This window comes from Rummeliibacillus sp. TYF-LIM-RU47 (assembly GCF_008638315.1).
GTDB classification, from domain to species: domain Bacteria; phylum Bacillota; class Bacilli; order Bacillales_A; family Planococcaceae; genus Rummeliibacillus; species Rummeliibacillus stabekisii.
Map to the genome: position 1 here is coordinate 1,471,707 of NZ_VVIR01000001.1, position 23,950 is coordinate 1,495,656.

The window sequence follows — 23,950 nt, forward strand, 5'->3', positions numbered from 1 at the left end:
TATAGTTGCCTGCTCTACGCAAAGCACACCTTAAATATTACTACAAATATTAATTTTTTTCACAAATTACTTGATTTATTATTTTGAATAATATATATTGTTTTTAAGGCAACGGAATATTATTTTAAATAATAAATGGGAGGTGGGAAAATGGTTGCCAAAATCGAAAGCAAAACAAAAGCAAATGTAAATCTAATAAATGCGCGGTTAGCTAAAAAACTAACACAATCTAAGTTAGCAAAAAAAGTTGGGATGTCTCAAGGAGCGATTGCCCATTTGGAGCGAGGTATCAACAAGGCCCCTGAATATCCAAATGCTTTAAAAATAGCTAACGCTCTTGAAAAAAGCGTTGAGTTCCTTTTTTTTAACTCAAAATAATATTTTAAATAATAAATTTCACTCTTTATTATTTTAAGTATTTATAATGGAATTTTCAATAAGCAAAAGGGATCAGAAGGGGAGGAATAAAAATGCAAAATAATGAGCACAAAACTTTACAAATCTTCAAAAACGAATTATTCGAAGTCGGAGCAAAAATCGAAAGTGAAACCATCTTATTCGATGCGGAACAAGTTGCTAAGTGTTTAGGTATTACGGATACGAAAAATGGAACTGAGTACGTAAGATGGAATCGCGTAAATAGTTACTTGCCTCCAAATTCGCCACAAGTGGCGAAAGGCAGCTTAATACCTGAACCTCTTGTTTACAAACTTGCATTCAAAGCATCGAATGAGGTTGCAGAACAATTTCAAGATTGGCTAGCTATAGACGTCATACCTGCTATTCGCAAAACAGGTTCATACATACAACCTGTTAATAATCTGGAACTGGCTCTTCAAGCGGCTTTGCAACATGAACAGGATATCAAGAATTTGAAAAGTGATATAGGCGAGCTAAAAGAGACTATGCGAATCGATAGCGATCAAGAATACACCATTCGCAAATCAGGCCAAGCAAAAGCGTTAGAGGCAATGGGCGGTATCGAATCGTCAGCATATAGGCGAATAGGAAGAAAAGTATTTCAAGCTTTCTGGAGAGATTTTAAAAAGTATTTCAAAATCGCTCGTTACACAGGATTACCTAGACTGAAATTTGCTGAAGCATTACGCTTCATTGAAACGTGGAGACCGGAAACTGCTTTACAAATGGAAATCGATGATTGCAACAAATACAAACAGCTTGAACTTGTTGAAGGTGGTGTAATGGAAGTTGCAAATCCAACAATCTGAAAGTTCAGTAATTAAGGTGCTTTTTGAAATGAGCGGTATTACGGAGGAGAAAATTGAACAAGAATTTCAAACTCTTGTCCGTGAAGCTTCAAGACCAGTATTTCTCTTTTGGGATATCAATCAAATGTCGGAGGCCCTGCCATTCGAAAAGAGCTTTTTAGAAGAATATATACTTACGGATCCGCGTGTTAAACAATATCAACGCCAGCGTGGTCCGCGTGGTAAAAGAGTATGGCTTTATGAACCATCATTAACAGCTATTAAAGAAATCATTATGAACGAGTGGGATTAAAAATAAACAAAACGACGGACAGGTACGTTTTGGATAAACAAACTAATTGGAGGGCTAATAATTGGAGCAAATATATAGAGCAGAGGATGTAGAAAAAGTAGTAGTTGAACTGGAATGTGTTGAGGATTTGCTAGTTGAAGCAGATGCGTTAGTAGGCGAGGGAGACTTAGAAAAAGCCATGCAGTGTTTGTTGGATGCTCAAAAATCCATCCAATCATTACATCAATTGCAACTCAAACGTGAAAATCAAAAGCGTTTGAGAGATATAGCAATGAGTATGCGAAAGGAAGGCATCTCTGCTGATACGGTGAGGTTATATGTATGATCCACTAGAAGTTTTATTTATCGTGCTATTTGCTATAGCGGGTACTATCATCTTCACCTCAATGGTTTTTATGTACAGGGATGAAAATGAAAAATAGCTGGCTAACTTAAGGGGTTAGCCAGCTACGTGATAAATCAACTGTACATTCAGTATAACACGACAGGATAACTCCTGTCATGAAGCACATGAAATATAAACAAAGAGGTGATAAGGCCTCCAATTTATTTATCAAATCATGTGCTTCATGATGCGAGTTAATGGCATCAAATTAAATAGAAAGGTGCGATTAGTTTGGTAAAGCAGCTAACAAACGGGATTTTAGATTACTCTCATAATCCTAATTTGGCGAATCAGTTTTTATTCTCACGTAGCCTACATGATGCAGTTGTCGAGATGACCGCAGATGAATTGGAGAATTTCTTTGACAGTAACTTTTATCTGTTTGATGAGCACACGCTACAGCATGAGATTGCTGAACTTGCTATTGATGTATTGGAGCCTCAACATTTCCGAACATTAATGACAAATAACAGTAATAAAACTGTATACGACATGCTAGTTGAAGAAGGCTTCATTAATACAATTGACTGTGTTACAGCACTAAGTGTTGAATATCCAACAAAGTAAGGAGGATTCATCGTGTTAGAAAATCCAATGGTTAATGGACAAGGCTTTCAAGAAACGTACGCTTCGCCAGTAGGACGTTGTGAAGAATGTAAGGATTCAGTTTTTCAAGGTTACGAAGGAGTCCTTTTTCTAGATAAACTTTTTTGCTGCACAACGTGCCTGGAAAACCATCTCAAAAAGAGTGGGGCCATCCAAGAAATATAAAAAAGACCACTCGCACAAGTGGTCCTTAAACAATCATATTTTCAGATATCTTACCACAAATAAGGAGGAACTTTCAATGAATGACTTATCACAACAATATCAGTACCAACAAGCATTTCCAAGTCAAAGTCAGGGGCATGGCGTACCAGCGCAAGCTAGCATTTCTCGTGAGATGGAAGAAGTCAAAGGACAAATTTTCATGGCGAAGCAGTTTCCGCGTAACACGTTTCAATCTGAACAACGAATTCTAGACAACTGTAAACGGCCTGCATTAGCAAATGTTGCGATGTATCAGTACCCACGCGGTGGAACGAAAGTGACCGGACCATCTATTCGATTGGCAGAAGTTCTCGCACAAAATTGGGGAAACCTTTCATTCGGAATTAAAGAGCTTGAGCAACGTGAAGGTGAATCAGTAGCAATGGCATATGCCTGGGATCTTGAAACAAATGTCCGACAAGAAAAAGTATTTACGGTGAAACATTCGTTCAAATCAAAAGGTAAGCTCAAGAAATTAGAAGATCCTCGGGATATTTACGAACGGGTAGCTAGCGATGGTTCGCGACGATTAAGAGCCTGCATTCTAGGAATTATTCCAGGAGACATAGTTGATAAGGCGGTAGAAGAATGTGAACGGACACTAGCAGGGCAAAATAGCAAACCTTTAAAAGAACGTATAGCAAGCGCGCTAGGCGCTTTCAAGGAACAGCATCGAGTTACACAACCAATGATTGAAGAACGTTTTGGATACAATGCTGAGGCATTTACAGAGCGTGATTACCTTGACTTAATTAAGATTTTCAACTCGCTAAGAGATGGTATGTCCAAAGCAGAGGATTGGTTTGACAAAAGCGCTGGTAAAAAAGAGTCGAGTGGATTAGCGGAAGCATTCACTGAAACGAAAAAAGAAGAAGCGCCAAAGCCTGAAACGAAGGTAGAGGAGGACCCAAAAGATGACGATGAAATTAGCTTTGAACAGTGAGAATTACCATTCACAGGAGGCGAACCGAGAGTATTTCTCGGTTTCCCAATTCAAAAGCATGATGCAATGCGAAGCTACGGAAATTGCGAAATTAAACGGCGAGTATATCGAACCTTATTCTAATGCATTAACGGTTGGTTCTTACACTCATGCGGCATTTGAGAGTGATGCAGCATTCAATAACTTTTGTGAGCAAGAACATGATGCCATATTTAAAAACCGCGGCGGAAAATATGCCGATTTTGAACAAGCAGATCGAATGATTGAAACATTGAAGAGTGACGATTTTGCGATGTTTGCTTTATCAGGTGAGAAAGAACAAATTTTCACAGGTCATTTATTCGGGGCTGATTGGAAAGTGAAAGTTGATAACATCAATTTGCAACAAGGTTTCTTTAGTGATTTGAAGACCACACAGAGCCTTTCTAAGCGGTTTTGGAATGATAAGTATCAGAAGTACGTTTCGTTCGTTGAATCCTTTGACTACGTGCTACAAATGGCTATTTACAGAGAAATCATAAAGCAATCAACAGGTTATGAACTAACTCCTTATATTGTGGCAGTAACAAAGGAGAATCCTCCTGACAAGGCAATTCTTCACTTTGATGAAAGTCGCTTCAATTTTGAACTTGAGTATGTCGAAACATATCTACCAAGCATGCTTAAAACGAAGCAAGGTCTAGCCACTCCTATTAGATGTGAAAAGTGTGCATATTGCAGAGCCACAAAAAAGTTATCAAGCACTTATGAGATTGGATTTTTGTTAGATGAATAATCAAACAAAAGTGTGCTTGCCTGCATGGATCTTTGAACAAGCTCAGGGCGATAAAGATGAAATTAAAAGGCTAGTACTCGAATATATGAAGCGTTACGAAGGCTATCGGGTGATTAAAGTCAGGAATAGATTGGCGATTTGCGAAACGAATAGATTATAAGGGGGCAGGACTATGAATTTAATAGAATCGATTGTCAATGCAATCGCTAGAGCAAATCAAAAAGTAGAGACAATAAAAGCATTACATCTTGAGTTGGATTATCAACTTTCTTGGTTACATGAATACATGGAGAAAGATGACCAGAATAATATTCAAATTACAAAGGGACGGTTGAGCCAGATACATCAAGAATTGACACAATTTAAAGTTTTTTAAAGGAGGGAAGGTACGACATGAACCAAGATACTCAAAATATTCTACGGAAAAGTCGTAAGCAACGTGCCTTCACACAAGTTGATAATGAAATTACGAATAACGAGAATCTCTCATGGCAAGCAAAAGGTTTAATGCTGTATCTGCTTAGCAAACCAGATGATTGGAAGTTTTATGAAACCGATATTGTTAAGCGTGCTAAAAATGGACCGGATTCAGTTAAATCTATTATTAAGGAATTGTTAGAAGTAGGTTACCTAATTCGAGGTGAAAGGATTCGAGATGAAAAGGGACACCTTAAAGGCTATAACTATACAGTTGAACCATATTTACATGATTCCTATGACGGAAAATCCTACGTAGGAAAATCCAATGTAGGAAAACCCTATGTAGGGATTCCCTACGTAGGAGAATCCATTAATAGTAATACTAACTATAGTAATACTGATTCTTTAAATAATATTAACTTAAATAATACTAACAACATCCTCCTCAGCAATGAAGAAACTACAGCTACAACGAATATACACAACCCAGGAGGAGGATTTAGGATAGATCCTAATTTTGGGAACTTAATAAAAGTCTATGAAAACAACTTTGGCCTAGTCAGATCTATGGAGCAACAAGAAATAAATTACTTGTACCAAGAATATCCAACAGAATTAATCTACGAAGCTTTGAAAATGACAGCTCTTAAGCGTGATGTGAAAAGCCCAGCGATTTATATGGGGAAAGTCTTAAGAAGTTGGAAAGAACAAAATATATCAGACTTGCGAACTTTGGAACTTTATCGCAAAAGGAGTGAAAATAGTGCAACCAATAAACAAAGCTTTGGAAGAGATGATGGAAAAGAGTCCAGAATTAAAGCGGCGCATGAACGACGTGCAAAGTTATTACAGGGAGAATCCAATCGAACAGATCAACCAAGCGAGTGATAAGTGTCCTTACCATAAATGTGATGGCTCTGGGTTGTTATGGTTCAAAGATTGGAGCATAGCTGCAGAAATCCAAAAGAATGGGAAATTGGATGATGAAGTGGTATATAAAGCTGATAAAAAATTCGAATGGAAAGAACCTTGTAAATGCTATGGACAACGTCAAAAAGCACTGGAGTTAAAAAAGAAACTCTCTACAGCTGGCATTCCAAAACTCTTTCAGGACGCTCACCTGAATAATTTTAATTACGGTGTTTATACAACTGAGCAGCATAAGCAAATCGGCAAAGTTAATCGTTTAGCTGCAGTTAATTACATCAAGAACTTTGAAGAGATGAAAAGTGCCGGAAAGGGCCTATATATTTATTCAAGCATTAAGGGTTCTGGAAAAACACGCTTAGCAATCAGCATAGCAAATGACCTTGTTCATCAATTAGGAGTTAACGTAGCGGTAGTAAAAGCGGTAAATATGTCAAAAGAAGTTCGTAAAACGTACAGCCAAGGGAGTAATATGAACGATTTAGATGTAATCTCAGCATTTCAAAAAGTAGATGTGCTCGTTATTGATGACTTAGCTGCGGAAAAACCTTCCGAATTTGTTGAGGAACTGCTTTATACCATTTTTGATTATCGGGTTGAACAAAAGCTACCAACAATAATTACGTCTAACCTTACCATTGAAGAATTTGGGACGCAGCAATACAAATCTAAAGATGGGCAAATCAAGAGTTATGCAGAAGGTGATGACAGTCGCGTAGGGAGCCGGTTGAAAAAGTTATGTATGGAATTGTTCATGCCAGAAGAATCGGTTCGTGATCGAGAAAGTGAATATGAAAACAATAAATTAGAGCAACTGCTCTTCAAGGAGGAAAACAATGAACATTGAATTAAAGCTAAATAACTCATTTTTAAACATAACTGAAGGTAATGACAAACATATTGAAATGGCTATAGAAGGTTTCTTCGGTGTATGTGGACATTCATTTGAACGTCTTACCAATACTCAAGAAACACCCTTAAAAGAAGTCGTAGCAACCATTACAGAACCAGCTGACCAAACGAGTCTTGTAAATTGTGGAGATGGAGTATGGCATGAAGGAGTATCGATTCCAAAAAATGATATTGCTAGCAAACCAAAACACTCTCGGCAGTTACCGTTGGTGGGAGCAACCAAAACATTATCACATAAACCGTTCGAAATACTGGGAGAGCGACAACCAAAAAGCTGTGACATACGTGAAACAGAAGAAGGCTATAAACTTTATAAATCACATTATTTTTGCCCTCAATGTGGAAATGAAGGTAATCGATATAATCGCGAATCCAATCGTTACATGAAGTGTCATGATTGCGGTACGAAAATAACACAAGAGGCAGCTACATTTGAAACAGATGAGTTAGGTGTTCCTCTTCCGGACAAAGGCGGTAACTTCTTTATCGGTCGTGACTTTTATGAAATAGATAACCCGTTTGAGGAGGGAGAAAAGTGACTCCAACATTCATTGGCTTCAATCAAATCCCTTACGCGCTCATTTTTTGGCTAAACGAAGACTGTGACATGGTAAACAAAACAGTGTGTTATGACGAACAGGATGTCCAAGACATGCTGGCAAAGCATAAGGCTCCAGTTGGTCTATATAGCGAATACAGTGACTATATCCTTGAATATCACGAAAGTGTTGGCAGAAAAGCCATATGCTAAATGAATTGAAGCGGGAAATCCTGATGGCTGAGCTGAAGGAAAGAGGGGTCCATCAAATTGGTGGACGTCCTCTCATTTTCGTAAAATATCGCATACTTCATTCTGTATTGGCTATTAGACGGGTATTAGAACAATAGGAGGTGGGTGCTTATGACAAACGAATTCCTCAACCTATGTGCTCTTATAGTAGCTCTGCTGGGTTTCAACTTAATGATTTATATGGAAATCCGAAGCTTTTCGAAATGGAATAGATACGAAAAGAATAAACGCAATAAATAAACAAGGGCGGTGAAAGAAATGAAAGTCGTCAGCATTAACAAAGATCAAAGCTATCAATCACTCTCTGAAATATATCGAAACTATAAATCTGTCAGTCCTCAACTAGAATTTGAGGGTCGTTTATATAAATATATTAAAACTTCAAAGAGATTATTCCTAACAATCATATATTACTGTCCAGAAGAGCAACATATTCTAGCAATCTCGTTTAAATACCACAACTCGGTTTTTAATGTTCAAGGAATCTACTGCTCTCAGAAGGTGCTTAACAATGTTGTGTCCACGCTGTAATAGACCTTTGAAATCCAAAAAGTCAATCGAGCGAGGTATTGGACCAATATGTAAGAAAAAACAAGCGTATGAAGAGTTCTTAAAAAATCAAATGACCATATTTGAGGTGCTTGATGATGGAAACGATCATGACACTTTACAAGATTGTCGATAGAGAGCGTCGTATCGTTTGCGGCCATTTTAACTGAGAAGAAATCAGCACACTCAAACGGGAAGGATGGCGCAAGGACGCTCCACAAGTTAATGGAAACGGTATACCGGTGAAATTAAAAAAAGAAAAAGGAGTGGGGAAATGAAAAACAGACACAAGCTCAAAGTCTTAAAAGAAGTTGCTGCAAAAGAAGCTTCTCACTTAGAAGGTTTTGGTTACCAAGTAGAAGTCCGAAAAATCATTGACGAAGTCGGCTACATTGTGGAAGCACAGAATCGATATGAGGAAATCGTTATTTTTATCGATAGGGTGAGCGGTCCTTTTAATACCTGGTTGACGAATAAGCCAGGTGTTCTAAAAGTCTAGTTATCATAACAATACGGTGAGTACATACAACATGAGAAACAAAAGGGCCGTCAAATACGCAGTTGAAACAAAATGAGAAGGAGGAAAAATGATGATTCAAATATATTGTGACGGTGAAGATGGAATCAATAAGTGGTTAGCAGAAAATCAAAACGTTGAAATTATTGATATTAAAATGAGTCTGAACAATGATGGCTACGGAATAATGGTTATCTATAAGACAAATGTTTAGTTCACATTACGACTAAAAAGCGAAGGAGGAAATTACATGGAATATAGCAGTGGAATGGGAATTGAAATTCCTGTTTGGGTCATTCAATCAGCGAATGGAAAACGAACGTACAATCGAAAAACTAATTCCTTTCAAACTGAAGTTACCGAGGAGTGCATATTTGATTCGCCAACAAAAGCATACCAGGATTTAAAGCTACTGGATTATGGATATGTAGTTAAATCAAAAAGATATTACCAAGATGCAAATAATAATCGCATTTGGTAATGCTTACTCTAGATATTTAAAAGAAAAGATGCCATTTCACTATTAATTTTATTATCATCCTCAGATAACAACGAAAATCATGTTGTTATCCTTAAACCTTAGTAACCGAATACTTTCGCAACAAGGAGGATAATAAGAAGTTCACGTTCAGTGATCCTCAGCTCAATAGTGAAACGATACATCTCTTCACCACCTTTTTAAACTACAGACATTATATGACCCAGATTCCGAGAAATTCACTATTGAATAAACACTTCGAATGCTTTTTTTCTTCTGGATATAAGTGATTATCATATTAATTATAAGAACAAAATCCTATTGGGAAATACACCAACCGAAGAAAATAAAAAGCACGCTTGAGGTGAGTCAAACGTGCGATAAGATAGGCGATTACAACGGTTATTACACCGTTCTCCTACATTATAATCCTTGTAAGAGCAGTTTATACAAAGAGATTCAAAAAAATTTATTCGGAAGATAAACGAATTACACGCTCGAAATGGAATTCAAGCGTGTGGGGAATAACGGTGTGAACGACGGTTAATGGACCGTCCATCTTTATTATGACCAACGTGTTTATTTATTATTCTGATTTAATTACAAGATTCCAGTTAACTGAATAGGAGGCTACCCATGAACATTAGAAAAACAGGCATCCAGATTAAAGCAAGTAGACCGAGGGTAATGTCTGAAGGGTCTAATAGTCAGCATGGCAGAAGAAGACGATATGAAAGCTATGTTGATATGCAACAGAAGTTCAATAAAAGTGCTACAGCAGTCGTTCCGTTTGCAGAGCATTTTATAAAAGCTATGGAAAAAGAGGGTTATAAGGTTTCAGAAGGTTCTGAAATTAATAATGAAAAGTTCGAATGACTTGTTCTACTAAAAGGGGAGATAATCATGCCTGAATGGGAGAGAATCAGCAAACAGATGAGCGAGCTCCTAGCCGAGAAGAATTATCCTGAATGGAACAATCTAGTTCCACAATTTCGTAAAGCGATCGAGTCACATGACTTCGGTTGGAAAGCTGGTCAAGAAGTTGAGTATTGGGATATGAAGTGGAAACGCGGCAAGATTAAAGAAATTATTTCGAATTGGGAAATCGTGATAGAAGGAATTATTGTTTCTGCAATTTCTATCCGTAATCAAGTAGTAAGACAGGAACAGATGACTTTATTTTAGAATGGAGAGCGACTATTGAGAGGTCAAAATAGAACTTACGCTAATCGTGGAGCAATTCTTGAGCGATTGCTGGATATAACAAACAAGCAATATCTGAACACAAGGAAAGCGGACGTTAAAAAAATTCCGACACCAGTAAAAATACTCAAAGTTGCAGGAAGTAAAGTGTCCGGTACCTTAACGAAAGGTGAGTTTACAGATTATATTGGCATTAGTGATGGGAGATCTATTGTATTTGATGCAAAGGAAACAAAAGAGCCACGGTTCCCACTAAAAAACCTGCATGATCATCAATACCGTTTCTTGAAATCATGGCATGAACAAGGAGCAGCTGCATTCTTAATTGTCTCATTCGCATCTAAACAGGGTGAAATCTATTATTTGCCGTTTGAGAGATTGCAAGAATTCTGGGACGTTGCACAAAAAGGTGGCAAAAAGTCCATTCCATATCAATACTTTTCTGAGCAATGCCAAAAGATTAAGTCGGAAAATGGTATAGTGCTAGATTACTTGAAATACGCAGTAGGTTCATAGAATTGAAGGGGGATATGATATGACACCGAAAGAGCATGATTTAAAAGAGAATGGGGTCTACATTTTAGAAAAAGGTAAATTAACAAAAATTACGCCGATTGCATTTGGACAAGTAGAAATTGTCTATCAAAATGGCTGTGTTCATGATATAAAACGTAACGAAACTATTAGGTACCGAGGACAAGACATGATAAAATAGTAATACATTACAATATTTATTCCTTACGGAAAATACCGGGGATGTTGACAGGAAACAGTGCAAGCAGGCTGTTTCTTTCAGCATCCCTTTTTGCATTTAAAAATATATAGGCGGTGGAGGAAATGAGGACATTAAGGAGAGAATTAGTTGGGAAAGGATTAACAAAGTCAAAACGAGCACCTAAGACAAAGAGAAAAGATGTAGCAAGAAAAAAGAAAACTGAGAAACTGTCCCATTGAGATCTACTGGACTTAATGGGTACCAATCGGCAAATATACGAAAAACGCGGCGGTGCAGTTCGGAGCAGACGTTAATATAAAGGGGTAGATGGATATGGGGAAAATTACTGAGATTACAACAGAAGCAATCAACGACATGATACGTGATTACCGCTGGATGAAGGTAGAAATCAAACGTCTGCAAAATATTCTTTTTGGTGAATCTATCCCTATGAGAAATTGGGGAGTGGCTAAATATGGGGATGAGGCAGCTATGCCAGGTGGATCTTCGATAAAAAGTAGAGCTGAACTAGAACAGATGGATATTCGGGAAGAAAAGCAATATGAACGTTTAATCCGCCTCGAACGAAGAGTGTATGCATTAGAATACGTCTTTCAGATATTAGAATCAGAACTGTACAAGACCATTTATGATTTGCTATTGGATGGGATGACCTACCGATACATATCAACTCACTTAGCTTTATCAAAAGATTATGTGCAAAGTGTCAAAAAAGACATCGTCGTACAAATAAGACAAAATAGACAAATCCTAGACATTATGACAAAACCCATTGATGTTGTAATGGGATAAAAAATATATGTAAAATGGTGTAGGGAATTTTTGAGATGGCGAAATCATAATAATGATATATACCTCAATAAAGTTCCGTATAAAAAGGACATCATAAGGATGTCCTTAAAAGAGTAGTTAACTTGATTAATCTTGCTTTAAAAATTAGCGCAACATGTACGAACAAAGTTACGACCTAAAGGCGTTATAGATATAATACCCTTATTAAAATCAACTTTAGAAAAAGTGTCGTCAATATATTCTTGAGATTTTAAATATGCTGGTGACTGTTCAATATAATCATAAGTGAATGGTTGTGTTAAGTACTGATTATAGTCAATGACTACTAATCCAAGCCTTTGGAGGTTGCTAATAGAGGAAATTGTTGCTTCGAAATCTTCTTTTGGTGTAAACTCCATAATATTTTCATAAATAATTCTATATTCACTTTTAACTTGGTTGCTTACTTTGATACGAGCGATAGGATATATTTCTCCTATAAGAAAATTCTTTAGTATTAAAGCATCCAAAGGACTTAGTTGTTTTATAATTTCCACAAAAGATGGGTGAGTTTTTTCATTTATTCTTGAATCTACAGAAGCAGCAATTAAATTAGCAAACATTTCTCTCAACTCTTCTGAATCAATATAATATTTAGAAGCTTCTATAGCTGGACCAATCATATACATCTCTGGTTCTTTCAGATTTTCTTCCGGGATACTCTCAACCTTAGAATTTGTTCGGGATACAAAATCCTCATAATTTCTTTGGTGTTTTACTTCTTGCTTTTTTAACCAAAGGGATACATGATTACCAAAAACCAAGTTCCAAACACCAGCTATGGAATTACCTACACTTTGTGCTACTGGAGTTGCGGCTTCATCTACGAACTTTGGCAAAATTTCTATTTTCAATAGTTTCACAACCTTTCTAAAAATAGTATAGGGGGAATCAAAAATAGAAACAATATTCAATCACCCTTTTTTGACATCATTCTTCATATTTCAAATTGGCTTTTGGATGACAGTTGCTTGTAGTCAAATAAATAAAAATAGCGAAGTTAAGTAGTTAAGCATCCTTCGGAACGTTTTTTATTATGGTTATCAGAAATGTAATATACTCCCTTGTCGTTTTTTAATATAGTTGATGGGGAAGTGAGGAGAAAAATATGGATAAAATCGATGGCCCTTTAACAAAGATGCTGAATACTATGGGAATGCAACTTATGAGTTTTGCACTCGCAATTGTAATAGCATACGGGCTAACCAGTTTCATCTTAAGTATGATTAAGGTTCCGGCGATAGTTAGAAATTTTATAGCAACCGTTGTCACTTTAATTGTAATGTATTATACATACATAAAACTATTTTTATAGCTAAGGCACCACTTAAAGGTGGTGCTTTTATTTTGCAAAAAATGACCTATCCAGGAGGTGGTGTGAATGAGTGGTTGAGAAATATGAACTCGCCAAAGTCGATTATGATAATGGCATGAAGTATAAGGATATTGCTAAAAAATATGATGTCACTATCAATACAGTAAAGTCATGGAAAACACGAAAATGGAACAAAATCGACAGTGAAGTGGATGAAAAAAGTGTGCACACAAAACAAAGATGTGTGCACACAAAAAACAAAGCTAGTCCGAATAAAAAGTACGTAAAAAAAGAGCCTTGTGAATCGGAAATAGTTGTGAGGGAGGATAATGACTTAACCGATAAACAAAGGCTCTTTGTAGCATATTATGTGAAATGTTGGAATGCTACAAAAGCTTATCAAAGAGCATACGAGTGTGCTTATACTACGGCAATGGTGGAAGGTTCTCGTCACCTAAAGAAACCTAAGATACGTGATGAAATTGTCCGTGTGCGCGATGAAATAACAAATGAAGCTTTATTAAGTAAACAAGTCCTCATTCAAAAGTGGATAGACATAGCATTTGCTGATGTTACGGAATACATGACATTCGGCACTGAAGAAGAGATTGTTTATGAAGAAGATGGCTTCCCTAAGATTGATGCAAATGGAAATATAGTTAAGCAAGCATACAGCTATGTTAGACTAGCCGATTCCACCCATATTGATGGCACTCTAATTGCAGAAGTTAAGCAAGGCAGAGACGGTATTACGGTGAAACTAGCCGACAAGATGAAAGCCTTAGAGTATTTGTCGAAGCATATGGATCTTCTAGATGAAAAGCAGCTAAAGCAGCTGAAAAAGGAAAAGGCTAAGTTGGAGATAGAAAAAACAAAGTCGGAAATCGATAAGCTAAAAGCTGACATTTCTAAAGATGATGACCAGCCGATAGAAATTGTGATTAAGCGAAAGGGTGAGAGATGATGGAAAAGGAAGTCAATCCGCATTTTGATGACTTTCTGTTCGATTGGTCCACCAAGTTCCAATTTCTTGTAGGTGGTTATGGATCTAGCAAGTCTTATCATGTTGCATTAAAACTCATCTTGAAATTGTTGGACGAGAAGCGGACGGCTTTGGTTGTTCGGGAAGTATATGATACGCATAGGGATTCTACTTACTCCCTCTTAGAAGAAATCGTGATTGATTTAGGGTTAGACCACAAAGTGAAATGTATGGTTTCGCCTATGCAAATCCGCTTTCCTAATGGGTCAAAAATCATCTTCAAAGGGATGGACAAGCCGCAAAAGTTGAAATCCATCAATAACATTTCAATTGTATGGCTTGAGGAATGTAGTGAGGTTAAATATGCAGGCTTTAAAGAGTTATTAGGCCGTTTACGGCATCCTACATTAAATCTTCATATGATACTTTCAACAAATCCTGTCAGTACAGATAATTGGTCGTTTAAGCATTTCTTTAAGGATGATTTAAACAATCGATTGGTATTAGATGACGAAGAGCTATACAAAAAACGAACAATCATAACAAACGACACGTATTATCATCACTCAACAGCTGATGATAATTTATTTTTGCCTGAAAGTTATGTTGACCAGCTGGATGAAATGAAGGACTATGATCCAGATTTATATCGAGTAGCCAGAAAAGGCCGCTTCGGTGTAAATGGCATTAAAGTGCTACCACAATTTGAAGTGATGCCACATGAGGAAGTAATGAAGATTGTAAAAACCAGAAAGCCATTTCTAACCTTCCGTGCTGGCATGGACTTTGGCTTTGAAGAATCGTATAACGCTTTAATCCGTGTTGCTGTCGATAAGAAGAGTAAGTATCTGTATATCTATTATGAGTATTACAAAAACAAGATGACCGACGATAAGACTGCTTTGGAAATTGCTGAATTTAAAGAAACAAGAGAGCGTATACGAGCGGATTCAGCAGAGCCAAAAACGATTGAATTCTACCGTCAACAAGGCTTTAACATGGTGGCGACAAAGAAATTTCAAGGTTCGCGGTTGCAATATACACGTAAAATAAAACGGTTTAAGCGTATTATCTGCTCCGATGCCTGTAAAAATACGATTTATGAACTGAAATCGCTGACTTATAAGAAAAATAAGAATGATGAAATTATCCCGGATGAATTTAATATTGATCCTCATACATTTAGTGCTATTTGGTACGCGCTAGATGACTATGAAGTTAGCGATTTGAAGGGTGCAATTGATAGATACGAAAGGTTATTAGGAAAATAGGTGATTAAATGACAGAAACAACAGCAGTAACGCAAAGATTAGATGCAATGGAGCGGTATGTAGCGGACTTTATGGATGGTGTTGGCCGTGGTACCCATCGAGACAAAGTTTCCCGACTTGTACCTGGTGCATACACTCGCATGGCTCCAATAGATTTAAACAACTTATATGCTGGGAATCGTATCGTGCAAAACGTGGTGGATATTCCGGCAGAGGACATGACTAGGAATTGGTTCTCTCTACGGTGTAAAGAAGACGAACTGGCTCGTAATATCATGAGTAAACTTGCTGATTTAAAAGCAAAGGATCAATTTAAGCAGCTATTTCAACTAGAGCGCATTCAAGGTGATGGCTTTATCTCACTGGGTGTCACTCAACGTTCAATTGTTGATTTAGCTAAGCCAATGCCTGACATTGTAAAGTCTGTTGATTATCTTCATGCATTTAGTTCGCTTAAGGTGAGCGAATTCATTTTAAATGAGGATGTATTTAGCTATGACTATGGCAAGTTGCAGTCGCTCATTATCGACCGTTCATCTAAAAACATGCAGAGCGAGCATCAAGGTAATGCAGAAGTGCATACATCACGATTGCTTCATGCTCGTACCAGATGGATTGAAGGAGAACAACAGGGCCAGTCGCTTATTGAAGCCATGAACGATGTATTCAAGGTGTTTGATACGACCTTATGGAGCGTTGGGCAAATACTTTACGATTACACATTCAAAGTGTACAAATCGAGTGATATCAATGACCTAGATGAGGCTGACAAACGAAGACTTTCTTTACTCATGGACTTTATGTTCAAGACTGAAGCATTAGCTATGATTGGCGATAGTGAAGAACTTAGCAAACAAACAACCAACGTTAGTGGAATTGACAATCTTATCAACTTCGTTTGGGATGTCATGTCTGCAAGTGCAAGAATGCCTAAGACAGTATTGAAGGGCCAAGAAGCAGGAACAATTGCAGGTGCACAGTATGATGTCATGAACTATTATGCTCGTATTGCAGCAGATCAAGAAAACGTCATGAAGCCGCTTCTTGAGCAGCTTATTCGATTGATTATGCGTTCTGAAGAATTTAACGTGGATCCTGAAAGTGTTGAATGGGAAATCAAATTCAATCCTTTATGGCAAGTTGACAGCAAAACAGATGCCGAGATTCGCAAGTTAATAGCGGAAACGGACGAGAAATACATTTCAAATGGTGTTTTATCAGTTGATGAAGTACGCTCTGCTCGTTTTGGGCAATTCGGTTTAACTGATGAATTGAAATACAGTGGAGATAGTGCTGATTTTGAAGGCATAGCGAAGTCAGTTTACGAGGGATATGAAAACAGGAAAGGAGATGTTGAGTAAATGGAAATTACAAAGGTGATTGATGTAAAGGAAGAGTATTTACGTGATTTAAGAAGGAAGGGAATTTTAGTACATTGGGACATGCGTACCGAAACTACAACAAGAGATTACGGAGACGACCCCTTTCTATCAAATTTCGCAAAAATAATTACCCTGTGTGACATGAAAGGAAGAGAGCACACGGGAACGACAGGCGAGTACCTTGTAGTAAATGACAACAGAGTTGCGATATTATCCCCTGCTTTATATGGCACTCTATTCCCAGAAGAGATTTAACTATGAAGAAAATACCACCTACAAGATTTCCGGACGCCGTAGCAGCTACTTATCAACGTAGGTTGCTCCAATTGGTTAAAGAAATGCACAGGATAACTTTGCAAGAGTTTGACAAAGGTATTAAACCGCAAATAGTGGCCTATCAAGCTGATGCAAATGAACTCACTGCTTTGCAAAGGATACTTGATTTGATTAAGGCGATGACTTTGAACATTTTCAATGATTCCACGCTAGTTGATATCGCCAATAGCTTCGTTTCTGGCTTGAATTTGTTCAATATGAAAAACATGAACGACCAGGCAAGGGTAGCTGGCATTAATCCGATTAGCTTTGAGGATTGGATTGATGATTATGTCCAATCTTCAATTAATCAAAATGTGGGTTACATCAAATCCATTGCAGAACAGCACCATAGCAAGATTGAAGCTATTGTGTATGAAGGTATGAAGAATGGCACCAGTACAAAAGAGATCCGTGAGCAACTTGTGAATCAGTTCCATGTAAGCCAATCGAGAGCGCAATTTATTGCAGTGGATCAATCAGGGACTATTCATGGTCAGCTAGTTGCAAAGCGACATCAACACATGGGGGTGAATAAATTTGAATGGGTTACTTCTAATGATGAAAGGGTACGCAAGAGCCACCAAGCGTTGGGTAGCAGAGTGTTTAGTTACAAACAACCTCCTGCTGAGGGATTGCCAGGGGAACCGTATAGATGTAGGTGTACAGCATATCCGGTATTTGAATAAGAAAGGATGATTATAAATGATAAAGGGTGCAGTTGAGCATAAAGATTTAGACAGACACATTTCAAATTTACGTAGTAATGAGAAACTTAAAAATCTGACTCTAGACCAGGCTGAAGCTGTAGCTTTGATGATGGAGCATTCGTACCGAGAAGGTAAAAATGAAAGCACTGAAATCAAAAGCTGCACAATTAATATAACGATAGCTGTTAATCCTTGTGAAATTAAAGAACAAATAAGCAAAGCATTTTCTGATTTAGCCGCTAATGGTGTAACTTATTAATTATTTTTACAAATTCGAAAGGTGGTGAGAACAACGAAACTGCAACGCTTTGACCGTACCTATATTAAAGATTATCTAGAAACACCAGAGGGCTATATCACATTTAAGGATGTGCCAATTGCTCGTACTGGTGTTTTTCCGTATCGTCGTAGTGATGGGGCAACGACATATGAAGCTAAATTGCCAGAAGATATCCTGTCTGCTAGTACTATGATATCCGCTCGTACAAAATCCGTTACGGATGAGCATCCACAAGAGTTAGTCACGGTGAATAATCACAAAGATTTATCTAAAGGGCTAACACATACAGATTCCAGAGTCGATGGAGACAAACTTTATGTGTCGTTCACTGTAACAGACAGTGATTTAATCCAAAAGATTAAAAACGGCAAGCGTGAGGTCTCCATCGGTTTTTTAAGTGACATCGTAAGTCAAGATGGGGAATACAATGGCCAGCGCTTTGACGCGGTACAAAGAAACATTGAAATCAATCATGTGGCAGTAGTAGAGAAAGGTCGTGCTGGTCCTGAAATAGGGATTCGTAATGACTCTGACGCATGGCAAATTGAAAATGAAAAAGGAGGCCAATCAAATATGGCAACGTATAAAATAGATTCAGTTGAGTATGAAGTAGACTCAGCTGTTAAATCGCACTTAGAAGCTCAACAAGCAAAGTTAGATGCAGCATTATTGAAAGCGAAAGACGTAGACGCTCTACAAGGACGAGCGGATGCCCAAGAAGTAACAATCAAAGCAAAAGAAGCGGAAATCAAACAGCTGAAAGAGAAACAACTATCTGCTGATGAACTCGACAAGAAGGTTGAACAACGTGTAGAGCTTATTGCTACTGCAAAACCGCTCCTCGGTGATTCATTTGACTTCCAAGGCAAAACTGATCGCGAAGTGAAAGAAGCTGTTATCCAAACGATTAACAAAGAATTCAAAGGTGATAGCAAATCAGATGATTATATCAATGCTTTCTTTGATGCGACTACTGCTCAAGTGCAAGCGAATGGCTTTAAGTCGACAGGTAACCAATCGTTATTTACTCGAGTAGATGGCGCAGAAACTGACAAAGAGCTTGAAGATATAAAAAATCAACGCTTAAACATGCGTAAATAGGAGTGTCGTAAATGAATCCTAGTAATTTTATTCCTAAATGCAAAGAACTAGTTTATGAATACGCTAGATCACATATTGATAAAACAGATGAGGGCGCACTTGCCTCGTTTACTGAAGAAGACGTATATGTGGTTTGGTACTCCAAAACTTTGCAAAATGCTAAAGCGTTATTAAGTACTAACCTACCTGATGGAATGTATTACGAATTAACACTCAATGGCAACAAGAACGAAATTTATTTCGATGCTTATAAAAAATTTGAAAATAAAAAAATAGAATTGGAGGAACAATAATGCCAATTACAAATTACTTTGATTACATGCCGGTCGCAGGTAAAGCCGGTCAACTATCAAACTACCAAGATTATGAAGCAGATACGTATGCCGCAGAAGAAGTTGTTCGTTATGGTGAAGCAGTTCAATTAAATGCAACAGGTGATGCTATTACTCCGGTTAAAGATGGCGGAAAAGTCATTGGTGTAGCCTTAGCAAGAGAAGGTCATGATTACATCGAAAAGAAAGACGACCAAAAATATGAAGTAGGAGATCCAGTGGCAGTTGTAAAACGTGGCCGTATTTTTGTTATGGCTGGTGGTGAAGTGTTGAATGGGCAACCAGTCAAAGTGGACCCAACAACAAAAAAATTTACAGCTGATGGTACTGTATCTGTAGCGAATGCAGTTTTTAAAATGAATGCATCTGCTGATCAACTAGTAGAAATTGAAATCAACTTACCATAAGGAGGAACAACCAATATGCAATACACAACAGATTCTTTAATCAATCCACGTGACTTAAAAGCGTTGGATAGACGCGTATTTGAACCGAAACAAAGCGAATTAAAAGCACGTTCAATTTTTGCTTTAAAAACAGATATACCTGCAGGTGCTCGCACTTACTCCTATAACATCTTGACTCGTTCAGGTGCTGCTAAAATTCTAGCTGCTGGAGCATCTGATGTTCCGTTAGTAGATGCTGATCTTGCAGAAGATACTGTGAAGATTTACTCAATTGCAGCTGCATTTGGTGTCGATATCCAAGAAGTAAGGGAAGCAAACATGCTTGGTATTTCTATCGATACAACAAAAGCTGAATTGGTACGCAAGGCTATTGCTGAAAAAGAAAACCAAATCGCATTTTCAGGCGATGCAAAATACAACATCAAAGGTTTAACTGATATTACAGGTATTCAAGTGCTTGCAGCATCTCAAGGTGAATCAACTAAAACGGCATGGAAAGATAAAACTGGTGAAGAGATTATCGATGATCTCTTAACGGCTAAAGGTAAAGTAGACATTTTAAACGGTCATGAAGCGGATACATTGCTTTTAACTCCTAGTGCAAAACAACAGTTGCAACGTAAAATCTATAACGAATTTACAAAGCAAACGGCACTGCAATACTTGCAATCAGAAAATACTTTTGCACGAATCGAAACAGTAAATGATCTAAAAGGTAAAGGGACAGCAGGAACGGACTGCTTTGTGGTTCTTGATTCTTCTGCAGACGTCGTGGAGCTTGGTATTCCAATGGATATCATGCGTCATCCACAAGAATACGCATTCCCACGTACAAAAGTACCTTTTGAGGAACGTACAACAGGTTTAATTGTTCGTTATCCTATGGCAATTTGCCGTGTAGACGGTATTTAAGGAGGAGATAATATGTTAGTCCAAAATAAAGGAAATCACTCGTATGAAGCAAATGGAACAGTTTTAAATATCGGTACCAACAACGTAGAAGAAAACGCCTTTGAAGCTTTCTTAGCACATCCACTGATGGCAAAGTTAGATGAACAGGGCGTTTTTGAATATTCAAAAGGTAAACCAAGTGCAAAAGACACTATCGAATACATCGACGATACGTTTGATGTCGATACGCTCGAAGCTATGAAGGAAAATGAGAGTCGTAAAACAGTTCTTGAGGCCATTGATAAACGCATTGCTGAAATAAAGGGTGAATAGCCGAAAGGTGGTAAGTTATGGTGCCACTAACTACTGTTGAAAATGTAAAAGCAATAGCCAAGCACCTCTCATCCTTAACAGATGAACAGGTGCTTTTATTAATTGAGGACGCTTCGTTAGAGGTGTCTGAATTAAAGGTGAAGGACAAATATAAAGAGAGACTTACTCGCTATCTAGCGGCTCATTATGGCTCTTTTAATATACGTCAAACTCAATCTGAAACGGTAGGGCCTATCAAACGGACCTTTACTTCAGGAAGTGTCGACAACCGCAAAGGGCTTGAATCTACGGTGTATGGACAAGAATATCAGCGGTTATTGAAGCTATATAGTGATAAAAAAGTAAATTTGACGGTGATCTAATGGAAATATTCGATGATAACGAACAATTAATGCGGTTGCAAAGAGAATTAGATGAATTAGATCGATACGCCATTGAAATCGGTGTTTTTGGTTCAGATGATTCTTTTTATGCGATGCTTGCTTATGTTCATGAGTTCGGTATGCAGATTCGGGCCAAAAAGAAGTATTTGGCTATTCCGACGAAAGCAGCGGGCTTAAAACGTCCTGCAGATTTCGGAAATGAATTGTTCAAACCGAAAGGAAAGAACGTTTTGGCTATCGCAAAAGGCAATGGTGGCATAGAAGTAATGTTCATCTTGAAAGAGTCAGTCAACATTCCTGAACGTTCATTTATTAGATCGACCTTCGATGAGAAGAACGATGCGTGGATGGATTTCCTAGAATCACAGATTGAAAGAGTTTGTGAGTTGGAGATTAAAGCGCGAGATGTTTTTGAGCGATTAGGCGGCATTATCGCGGGGGATATTCAAAAGAAAATGAATGACCTTCATACCCCTAAGAATGCAGCATTAACAGTTGCAAATAAGGGTTCTTCAAATCCGCTGATTGATACGGGACAACTAAAACAACACGTTACATGGAAAGTGGTGAGGGATGATGGCTCCTTTATTTGAGTTTGGTGATATGCTGCAGGATTATGAGACAGACATACAAATTATCACTACAGAGAACGACAAAAGCAATAATGGTGGCTATGATGAGGAAACAGGTGAATGGAAGGGGAATAAAACACCAATAAATCCAAAACCAATTGAAGCTAGAGGAGTTATGCTTCCCTATTCAGCTAATGAGATCTATCAGTCTGGCGGTCGGTTAACTCAACAAAGCCGCCAACTCATCATAAACATGGATATTCCTAGCAAGGCAGAAGTCGTCCATGATAACCAAAAGTATTCAGTTGAAAGTAAAACAGGTTATGAAGGGTTTGCAGATTTCTCACAATATGAATTGAAGTGGGTGAGTGCATTTGGCTGAGTACTTTGATTATAAGGTAATTACGAGTTCTCTCATTAAAGCAGTTAGAACATTAACAAATTACCCATGCATTGAAGCTAATAGCACTGGTGATCAACCGCCTTATCCATTTGCAACATTTTCAATCACGAGTCCTAAAATCACCATACAGCATGACGATGATAACGCTCCATTCGAACTTACAGTATCCCTAACATGGCATGATACAAGTTCATTGAGCGTTTTAAATTTGGCTAAAAAGTGTGAATCCTACTTTAAATCTTCTGTAGGAAGGGCTCTTTTTGCAGAAAAAGAAGTAGTAATTGTCGATGTAACGGACTTTGATAGGAGAGATAACTTTATATCGATTGAATATGAACGTTCGGCAGGTTTTGACGTATTAATGCGTGTGCAAGATCCTTATTCAGATGCAGTTACACCGATTGATCAAATTGAAATTAATAATATTGGAGGTTTTAAATAATGACAGCAAAAGACGTTAATGTAGTCATTGATGTGTTGCATCCAGCACCAGTTATTGGTCTTGGGAGACCATTAATTCTTGTAGCGGGTAGCAAGGCTGGATACAAAGAGTACAGCATAGACACATCATTAGATGAATTAAAGGCAGATTACGATATCACAACAGCTACTTATAAATTGGCTGAGTCGATTTATGTGCAAACAAATAAACCTGATGTGATTTGTGTAGCAACCTATGTGGGTGAGACTCCTGCCCTTGGCGAGTCCTTGGCCGAAGTGTTAGATGAATACTTTGACAAGTCATGGCACTTTGCTTTATTAGCTGATGGTACACCACCAGAAAGACTTGTGCTATCTAATAAAGTAGAGTTACATGATTTTAAATTTGCGGTTGTACAATTAAGTGATCTAGAAGAAGTAGAAGCATTCAAAAATAATGCTCATACGATTATTTACTACCACACCAATGACGGTGAAAGATTGGATGGAGCAGTTATTGGGGATGCAGCCAACTTAATGGTGGGCTCTATCACATGGAAATTCAGAAAAAATCTTAAAGGTGTGACGCCAATAGAGATTGCGCCAAATGCATTAGACAAGCTTCATGAAGCAGGTGCTAATGCTTATGTGCTTAAAGCGGGTATCCCACAAACCTCAGAAGGTTTAGTTGCAACTGGTGAATACATCGACTTCTATCATGGTCGAGATTGGATTAAAGCTAATATGGAAACCAATTTACAATCGATGTTAGCTAATAACGATAAAGTTCCCTCCAATTCAAATGGAGTATCCCTGATTGGTGCAGTTGCAACAAGTACATTAACTACTGCCGGCCAACAAGGCATCATCGAAGTAAACGAGGAAGATAAATATGACTTTAACGTTTATACAAAGTCGTTTGATGAAGGTAAACCGGCAGACATTCTTCGTCGTGTTTATAGCGGCCTAACGTTTGATTACAGTGCCCAAGGAGCAATACACAAAATCAATGTAAAAGGTTCGGTCGTGTCCAGTAACTAATGGACATGGCTTTTC

General features: G+C 37.8%; 40 protein-coding genes. 39 read left to right on the forward strand and 1 reads right to left on the reverse strand.

Translation table 11 applies throughout. From position 1 onward, the window contains the following. The first annotated feature begins 150 nt into the window (after positions 1-150). The 22 genes from F0527_RS07360 (at position 151) to F0527_RS07455 (ending at position 11,758) form a co-directional block, all read left to right on the forward strand. The gene (locus tag F0527_RS07360; RefSeq protein ID WP_150284320.1) at positions 151-378 is read left to right on the forward strand and encodes a helix-turn-helix transcriptional regulator; all 228 of its coding nucleotides are present in this window, start codon (positions 151-153) and stop codon (positions 376-378) included. Between the two features lie 92 nt (positions 379-470). After that, on the forward strand, positions 471-1,229 hold the full coding sequence (locus F0527_RS07365; protein ID WP_150284321.1) for an ORF6C domain-containing protein: 759 nt from the start codon (positions 471-473) through the stop codon (positions 1,227-1,229). Further along, positions 1,210-1,521 carry a hypothetical protein gene (locus tag F0527_RS07370; RefSeq protein WP_190323408.1) on the forward strand — a complete coding sequence of 104 codons (312 nt, stop codon included), beginning with the start codon at positions 1,210-1,212 and terminating at the stop codon, positions 1,519-1,521. The genes F0527_RS07365 and F0527_RS07370 overlap by 20 nt, the downstream gene beginning before the upstream one ends. 61 nt (positions 1,522-1,582) lie before the next feature. Next, positions 1,583-1,846: a hypothetical protein gene (locus F0527_RS07375; protein ID WP_150284323.1), complete on the forward strand. Its 264-nt coding sequence runs from the start codon at positions 1,583-1,585 to the stop codon at positions 1,844-1,846. A 291-nt stretch (positions 1,847-2,137) separates the two neighbouring features. Next, positions 2,138-2,473, forward strand: coding sequence for a hypothetical protein (locus F0527_RS07380; RefSeq protein WP_150284324.1), 336 nt, complete (start codon positions 2,138-2,140; stop codon positions 2,471-2,473). Between the two features lie 12 nt (positions 2,474-2,485). Next, positions 2,486-2,677, forward strand: coding sequence for a hypothetical protein (locus tag F0527_RS07385; RefSeq protein ID WP_150284325.1), 192 nt, complete (start codon positions 2,486-2,488; stop codon positions 2,675-2,677). A gap of 76 nt (positions 2,678-2,753) precedes the next feature. Beyond that, positions 2,754-3,659 carry a hypothetical protein gene (locus F0527_RS07390; protein ID WP_150284326.1) on the forward strand — a complete coding sequence of 302 codons (906 nt, stop codon included), beginning with the start codon at positions 2,754-2,756 and terminating at the stop codon, positions 3,657-3,659. Next, positions 3,631-4,434: a PD-(D/E)XK nuclease-like domain-containing protein gene (locus tag F0527_RS07395; protein ID WP_223823533.1), complete on the forward strand. Its 804-nt coding sequence runs from the start codon at positions 3,631-3,633 to the stop codon at positions 4,432-4,434. The genes F0527_RS07390 and F0527_RS07395 overlap by 29 nt, the downstream gene beginning before the upstream one ends. A 172-nt stretch (positions 4,435-4,606) precedes the next feature. After that, a complete protein-coding gene (locus tag F0527_RS07400) occupies positions 4,607-4,810 on the forward strand; it encodes a hypothetical protein (protein ID WP_150284327.1) in 204 nt (67 codons plus the stop codon). 17 nt (positions 4,811-4,827) lie between these two features. After that, on the forward strand, positions 4,828-5,742 hold the full coding sequence (locus F0527_RS17205; RefSeq protein ID WP_150284328.1) for a DnaD domain protein: 915 nt from the start codon (positions 4,828-4,830) through the stop codon (positions 5,740-5,742). Continuing rightward, positions 5,627-6,628: an ATP-binding protein gene (locus F0527_RS07410; RefSeq protein ID WP_223823580.1), complete on the forward strand. Its 1,002-nt coding sequence runs from the start codon at positions 5,627-5,629 to the stop codon at positions 6,626-6,628. The genes F0527_RS17205 and F0527_RS07410 overlap by 116 nt, the downstream gene beginning before the upstream one ends. After that, on the forward strand, positions 6,618-7,232 hold the full coding sequence (locus F0527_RS07415) for a hypothetical protein (protein WP_150284330.1): 615 nt from the start codon (positions 6,618-6,620) through the stop codon (positions 7,230-7,232). Before F0527_RS07410 ends, F0527_RS07415 begins: the two co-directional genes overlap by 11 nt. Further along, positions 7,229-7,444, forward strand: a complete 216-nt coding sequence (locus F0527_RS07420) for a hypothetical protein (RefSeq protein WP_150284331.1) — start codon at positions 7,229-7,231, stop codon at positions 7,442-7,444. Before F0527_RS07415 ends, F0527_RS07420 begins: the two co-directional genes overlap by 4 nt. Positions 7,445-7,994: 550 nt before the next feature. Then, positions 7,995-8,168 carry a DUF6011 domain-containing protein gene (locus tag F0527_RS17210; protein ID WP_223823534.1) on the forward strand — a complete coding sequence of 58 codons (174 nt, stop codon included), beginning with the start codon at positions 7,995-7,997 and terminating at the stop codon, positions 8,166-8,168. Between the two features lie 138 nt (positions 8,169-8,306). Next, the gene (locus F0527_RS07425) at positions 8,307-8,531 is read left to right on the forward strand and encodes a hypothetical protein (protein WP_150284332.1); all 225 of its coding nucleotides are present in this window, start codon (positions 8,307-8,309) and stop codon (positions 8,529-8,531) included. 91 nt (positions 8,532-8,622) lie between these two features. Next, positions 8,623-8,763 carry a hypothetical protein gene (locus F0527_RS17020; RefSeq protein ID WP_190323409.1) on the forward strand — a complete coding sequence of 47 codons (141 nt, stop codon included), beginning with the start codon at positions 8,623-8,625 and terminating at the stop codon, positions 8,761-8,763. A 36-nt stretch (positions 8,764-8,799) separates the two neighbouring features. Further along, positions 8,800-9,030, forward strand: coding sequence for a hypothetical protein (locus F0527_RS07430; RefSeq protein WP_150284333.1), 231 nt, complete (start codon positions 8,800-8,802; stop codon positions 9,028-9,030). Positions 9,031-9,663: 633 nt separating this feature from the next. Further along, complete coding sequence (locus F0527_RS07435; RefSeq protein ID WP_150284334.1) at positions 9,664-9,903, forward strand: hypothetical protein; 240 nt, start codon at positions 9,664-9,666, stop codon at positions 9,901-9,903. A 27-nt stretch (positions 9,904-9,930) separates the two neighbouring features. After that, on the forward strand, positions 9,931-10,212 hold the full coding sequence (locus F0527_RS07440; RefSeq protein WP_150284335.1) for a hypothetical protein: 282 nt from the start codon (positions 9,931-9,933) through the stop codon (positions 10,210-10,212). A gap of 15 nt (positions 10,213-10,227) precedes the next feature. After that, complete coding sequence (locus tag F0527_RS07445) at positions 10,228-10,746, forward strand: Holliday junction resolvase RecU (RefSeq protein ID WP_150284336.1); 519 nt, start codon at positions 10,228-10,230, stop codon at positions 10,744-10,746. Positions 10,747-10,765: 19 nt separating this feature from the next. Continuing rightward, a complete protein-coding gene (locus F0527_RS07450) occupies positions 10,766-10,945 on the forward strand; it encodes a hypothetical protein (RefSeq protein WP_150284337.1) in 180 nt (59 codons plus the stop codon). A gap of 333 nt (positions 10,946-11,278) precedes the next feature. After that, positions 11,279-11,758 (forward strand): sigma-70 family RNA polymerase sigma factor, encoded by a 480-nt coding sequence (locus F0527_RS07455; protein WP_223823535.1) that lies wholly within the window; start codon positions 11,279-11,281, stop codon positions 11,756-11,758. 137 nt (positions 11,759-11,895) lie between these two features. Here the strand turns inward: F0527_RS07455 and F0527_RS07460 are convergent, their stop codons facing one another. Further along, on the reverse strand, positions 11,896-12,651 hold the full coding sequence (locus F0527_RS07460; RefSeq protein WP_150284338.1) for a DUF4393 domain-containing protein: 756 nt from the start codon (positions 12,649-12,651) through the stop codon (positions 11,896-11,898). A 254-nt stretch (positions 12,652-12,905) separates the two neighbouring features. Here F0527_RS07460 and F0527_RS07465 point away from each other — a divergent pair, with 254 nt between their 5' ends. The 17 genes from F0527_RS07465 to F0527_RS07545 all read left to right on the forward strand — a co-directional run bounded on the left by F0527_RS07465 (position 12,906) and on the right by F0527_RS07545 (position 23,935). After that, a complete protein-coding gene (locus tag F0527_RS07465) occupies positions 12,906-13,112 on the forward strand; it encodes a hypothetical protein (RefSeq protein WP_150284339.1) in 207 nt (68 codons plus the stop codon). A gap of 70 nt (positions 13,113-13,182) precedes the next feature. Beyond that, complete coding sequence (locus F0527_RS07470; protein ID WP_223823536.1) at positions 13,183-14,076, forward strand: terminase small subunit; 894 nt, start codon at positions 13,183-13,185, stop codon at positions 14,074-14,076. Beyond that, positions 14,073-15,365: a PBSX family phage terminase large subunit gene (locus F0527_RS07475; RefSeq protein ID WP_150284340.1), complete on the forward strand. Its 1,293-nt coding sequence runs from the start codon at positions 14,073-14,075 to the stop codon at positions 15,363-15,365. The genes F0527_RS07470 and F0527_RS07475 overlap by 4 nt, the downstream gene beginning before the upstream one ends. Positions 15,366-15,373: 8 nt before the next feature. Beyond that, a complete protein-coding gene (locus F0527_RS07480; RefSeq protein WP_223823537.1) occupies positions 15,374-16,726 on the forward strand; it encodes an anti-CBASS protein Acb1 family protein in 1,353 nt (450 codons plus the stop codon). Then, positions 16,727-17,002 (forward strand): hypothetical protein, encoded by a 276-nt coding sequence (locus F0527_RS07485; RefSeq protein ID WP_150284341.1) that lies wholly within the window; start codon positions 16,727-16,729, stop codon positions 17,000-17,002. A 2-nt stretch (positions 17,003-17,004) separates the two neighbouring features. Then, positions 17,005-17,751 (forward strand): phage head morphogenesis protein, encoded by a 747-nt coding sequence (locus F0527_RS07490; protein ID WP_150284342.1) that lies wholly within the window; start codon positions 17,005-17,007, stop codon positions 17,749-17,751. A 16-nt stretch (positions 17,752-17,767) separates the two neighbouring features. Continuing rightward, on the forward strand, positions 17,768-18,031 hold the full coding sequence (locus F0527_RS07495; protein ID WP_150284343.1) for a hypothetical protein: 264 nt from the start codon (positions 17,768-17,770) through the stop codon (positions 18,029-18,031). Between the two features lie 24 nt (positions 18,032-18,055). Then, complete coding sequence (locus F0527_RS07500; protein WP_150284344.1) at positions 18,056-19,153, forward strand: DUF2213 domain-containing protein; 1,098 nt, start codon at positions 18,056-18,058, stop codon at positions 19,151-19,153. An 11-nt stretch (positions 19,154-19,164) separates the two neighbouring features. Next, positions 19,165-19,446 (forward strand): DUF6275 family protein, encoded by a 282-nt coding sequence (locus F0527_RS07505; RefSeq protein WP_150284345.1) that lies wholly within the window; start codon positions 19,165-19,167, stop codon positions 19,444-19,446. Beyond that, complete coding sequence (locus F0527_RS07510) at positions 19,446-19,892, forward strand: structural cement protein Gp24 (protein ID WP_150284346.1); 447 nt, start codon at positions 19,446-19,448, stop codon at positions 19,890-19,892. Before F0527_RS07505 ends, F0527_RS07510 begins: the two co-directional genes overlap by 1 nt. Positions 19,893-19,907: 15 nt before the next feature. Next, positions 19,908-20,804, forward strand: a complete 897-nt coding sequence (locus tag F0527_RS07515) for a DUF2184 domain-containing protein (protein WP_150284347.1) — start codon at positions 19,908-19,910, stop codon at positions 20,802-20,804. Between the two features lie 12 nt (positions 20,805-20,816). Beyond that, on the forward strand, positions 20,817-21,116 hold the full coding sequence (locus F0527_RS07520; RefSeq protein ID WP_150284348.1) for a hypothetical protein: 300 nt from the start codon (positions 20,817-20,819) through the stop codon (positions 21,114-21,116). A gap of 17 nt (positions 21,117-21,133) precedes the next feature. Then, on the forward strand, positions 21,134-21,478 hold the full coding sequence (locus tag F0527_RS07525) for a DUF4054 domain-containing protein (protein WP_150284349.1): 345 nt from the start codon (positions 21,134-21,136) through the stop codon (positions 21,476-21,478). Further along, complete coding sequence (locus F0527_RS07530; RefSeq protein ID WP_150284350.1) at positions 21,478-22,092, forward strand: hypothetical protein; 615 nt, start codon at positions 21,478-21,480, stop codon at positions 22,090-22,092. The genes F0527_RS07525 and F0527_RS07530 overlap by 1 nt, the downstream gene beginning before the upstream one ends. Then, complete coding sequence (locus F0527_RS07535) at positions 22,076-22,453, forward strand: hypothetical protein (RefSeq protein ID WP_150284351.1); 378 nt, start codon at positions 22,076-22,078, stop codon at positions 22,451-22,453. Before F0527_RS07530 ends, F0527_RS07535 begins: the two co-directional genes overlap by 17 nt. Next, positions 22,446-22,916 (forward strand): phage neck terminator protein, encoded by a 471-nt coding sequence (locus tag F0527_RS07540; protein WP_150284352.1) that lies wholly within the window; start codon positions 22,446-22,448, stop codon positions 22,914-22,916. Before F0527_RS07535 ends, F0527_RS07540 begins: the two co-directional genes overlap by 8 nt. After that, positions 22,916-23,935 (forward strand): DUF3383 family protein, encoded by a 1,020-nt coding sequence (locus F0527_RS07545; protein WP_150284353.1) that lies wholly within the window; start codon positions 22,916-22,918, stop codon positions 23,933-23,935. The genes F0527_RS07540 and F0527_RS07545 overlap by 1 nt, the downstream gene beginning before the upstream one ends. Positions 23,936-23,950 lie beyond the last annotated feature (15 nt).

Excerpts from the sequence above, each read along its gene's own strand:
- F0527_RS07485 (WP_150284341.1), top strand. The coding sequence starts at position 16,727 with ATGGAAATTACAAAGGTGATTGATGTAAAGGAAGAGTATTTACGTGAT.
- F0527_RS07520 (WP_150284348.1), top strand. The coding sequence starts at position 20,817 with ATGTTAGTCCAAAATAAAGGAAATCACTCGTATGAAGCAAATGGAACA.
- F0527_RS07535 (WP_150284351.1), top strand. The coding sequence starts at position 22,076 with ATGGCTCCTTTATTTGAGTTTGGTGATATGCTGCAGGATTATGAGACA.
- F0527_RS07360 (WP_150284320.1), top strand. The coding sequence starts at position 151 with ATGGTTGCCAAAATCGAAAGCAAAACAAAAGCAAATGTAAATCTAATA.
- F0527_RS07400 (WP_150284327.1), top strand. The coding sequence starts at position 4,607 with ATGAATTTAATAGAATCGATTGTCAATGCAATCGCTAGAGCAAATCAA.
- F0527_RS07365 (WP_150284321.1), top strand. The coding sequence starts at position 471 with ATGCAAAATAATGAGCACAAAACTTTACAAATCTTCAAAAACGAATTA.
- F0527_RS07465 (WP_150284339.1), top strand. The coding sequence starts at position 12,906 with ATGGATAAAATCGATGGCCCTTTAACAAAGATGCTGAATACTATGGGA.
- F0527_RS07435 (WP_150284334.1), top strand. The coding sequence starts at position 9,664 with ATGAACATTAGAAAAACAGGCATCCAGATTAAAGCAAGTAGACCGAGG.
- F0527_RS07525 (WP_150284349.1), top strand. The coding sequence starts at position 21,134 with ATGGTGCCACTAACTACTGTTGAAAATGTAAAAGCAATAGCCAAGCAC.
- F0527_RS07430 (WP_150284333.1), top strand. The coding sequence starts at position 8,800 with ATGGAATATAGCAGTGGAATGGGAATTGAAATTCCTGTTTGGGTCATT.
- F0527_RS17210 (WP_223823534.1), top strand. The coding sequence starts at position 7,995 with ATGTTGTGTCCACGCTGTAATAGACCTTTGAAATCCAAAAAGTCAATC.
- F0527_RS07490 (WP_150284342.1), top strand. The coding sequence starts at position 17,005 with ATGAAGAAAATACCACCTACAAGATTTCCGGACGCCGTAGCAGCTACT.
- F0527_RS07455 (WP_223823535.1), top strand. The coding sequence starts at position 11,279 with ATGGGGAAAATTACTGAGATTACAACAGAAGCAATCAACGACATGATA.
- F0527_RS07395 (WP_223823533.1), top strand. The coding sequence starts at position 3,631 with ATGACGATGAAATTAGCTTTGAACAGTGAGAATTACCATTCACAGGAG.
- F0527_RS07515 (WP_150284347.1), top strand. The coding sequence starts at position 19,908 with ATGCAATACACAACAGATTCTTTAATCAATCCACGTGACTTAAAAGCG.
- F0527_RS07480 (WP_223823537.1), top strand. The coding sequence starts at position 15,374 with ATGACAGAAACAACAGCAGTAACGCAAAGATTAGATGCAATGGAGCGG.
- F0527_RS07415 (WP_150284330.1), top strand. The coding sequence starts at position 6,618 with ATGAACATTGAATTAAAGCTAAATAACTCATTTTTAAACATAACTGAA.
- F0527_RS17020 (WP_190323409.1), top strand. The coding sequence starts at position 8,623 with ATGATTCAAATATATTGTGACGGTGAAGATGGAATCAATAAGTGGTTA.
- F0527_RS07510 (WP_150284346.1), top strand. The coding sequence starts at position 19,446 with ATGCCAATTACAAATTACTTTGATTACATGCCGGTCGCAGGTAAAGCC.
- F0527_RS07475 (WP_150284340.1), top strand. The coding sequence starts at position 14,073 with ATGATGGAAAAGGAAGTCAATCCGCATTTTGATGACTTTCTGTTCGAT.
- F0527_RS07495 (WP_150284343.1), top strand. The coding sequence starts at position 17,768 with ATGATAAAGGGTGCAGTTGAGCATAAAGATTTAGACAGACACATTTCA.
- F0527_RS17205 (WP_150284328.1), top strand. The coding sequence starts at position 4,828 with ATGAACCAAGATACTCAAAATATTCTACGGAAAAGTCGTAAGCAACGT.
- F0527_RS07545 (WP_150284353.1), top strand. The coding sequence starts at position 22,916 with ATGACAGCAAAAGACGTTAATGTAGTCATTGATGTGTTGCATCCAGCA.
- F0527_RS07425 (WP_150284332.1), top strand. The coding sequence starts at position 8,307 with ATGAAAAACAGACACAAGCTCAAAGTCTTAAAAGAAGTTGCTGCAAAA.
- F0527_RS07440 (WP_150284335.1), top strand. The coding sequence starts at position 9,931 with ATGCCTGAATGGGAGAGAATCAGCAAACAGATGAGCGAGCTCCTAGCC.
- F0527_RS07390 (WP_150284326.1), top strand. The coding sequence starts at position 2,754 with ATGAATGACTTATCACAACAATATCAGTACCAACAAGCATTTCCAAGT.
- F0527_RS07530 (WP_150284350.1), top strand. The coding sequence starts at position 21,478 with ATGGAAATATTCGATGATAACGAACAATTAATGCGGTTGCAAAGAGAA.
- F0527_RS07450 (WP_150284337.1), top strand. The coding sequence starts at position 10,766 with ATGACACCGAAAGAGCATGATTTAAAAGAGAATGGGGTCTACATTTTA.
- F0527_RS07505 (WP_150284345.1), top strand. The coding sequence starts at position 19,165 with ATGAATCCTAGTAATTTTATTCCTAAATGCAAAGAACTAGTTTATGAA.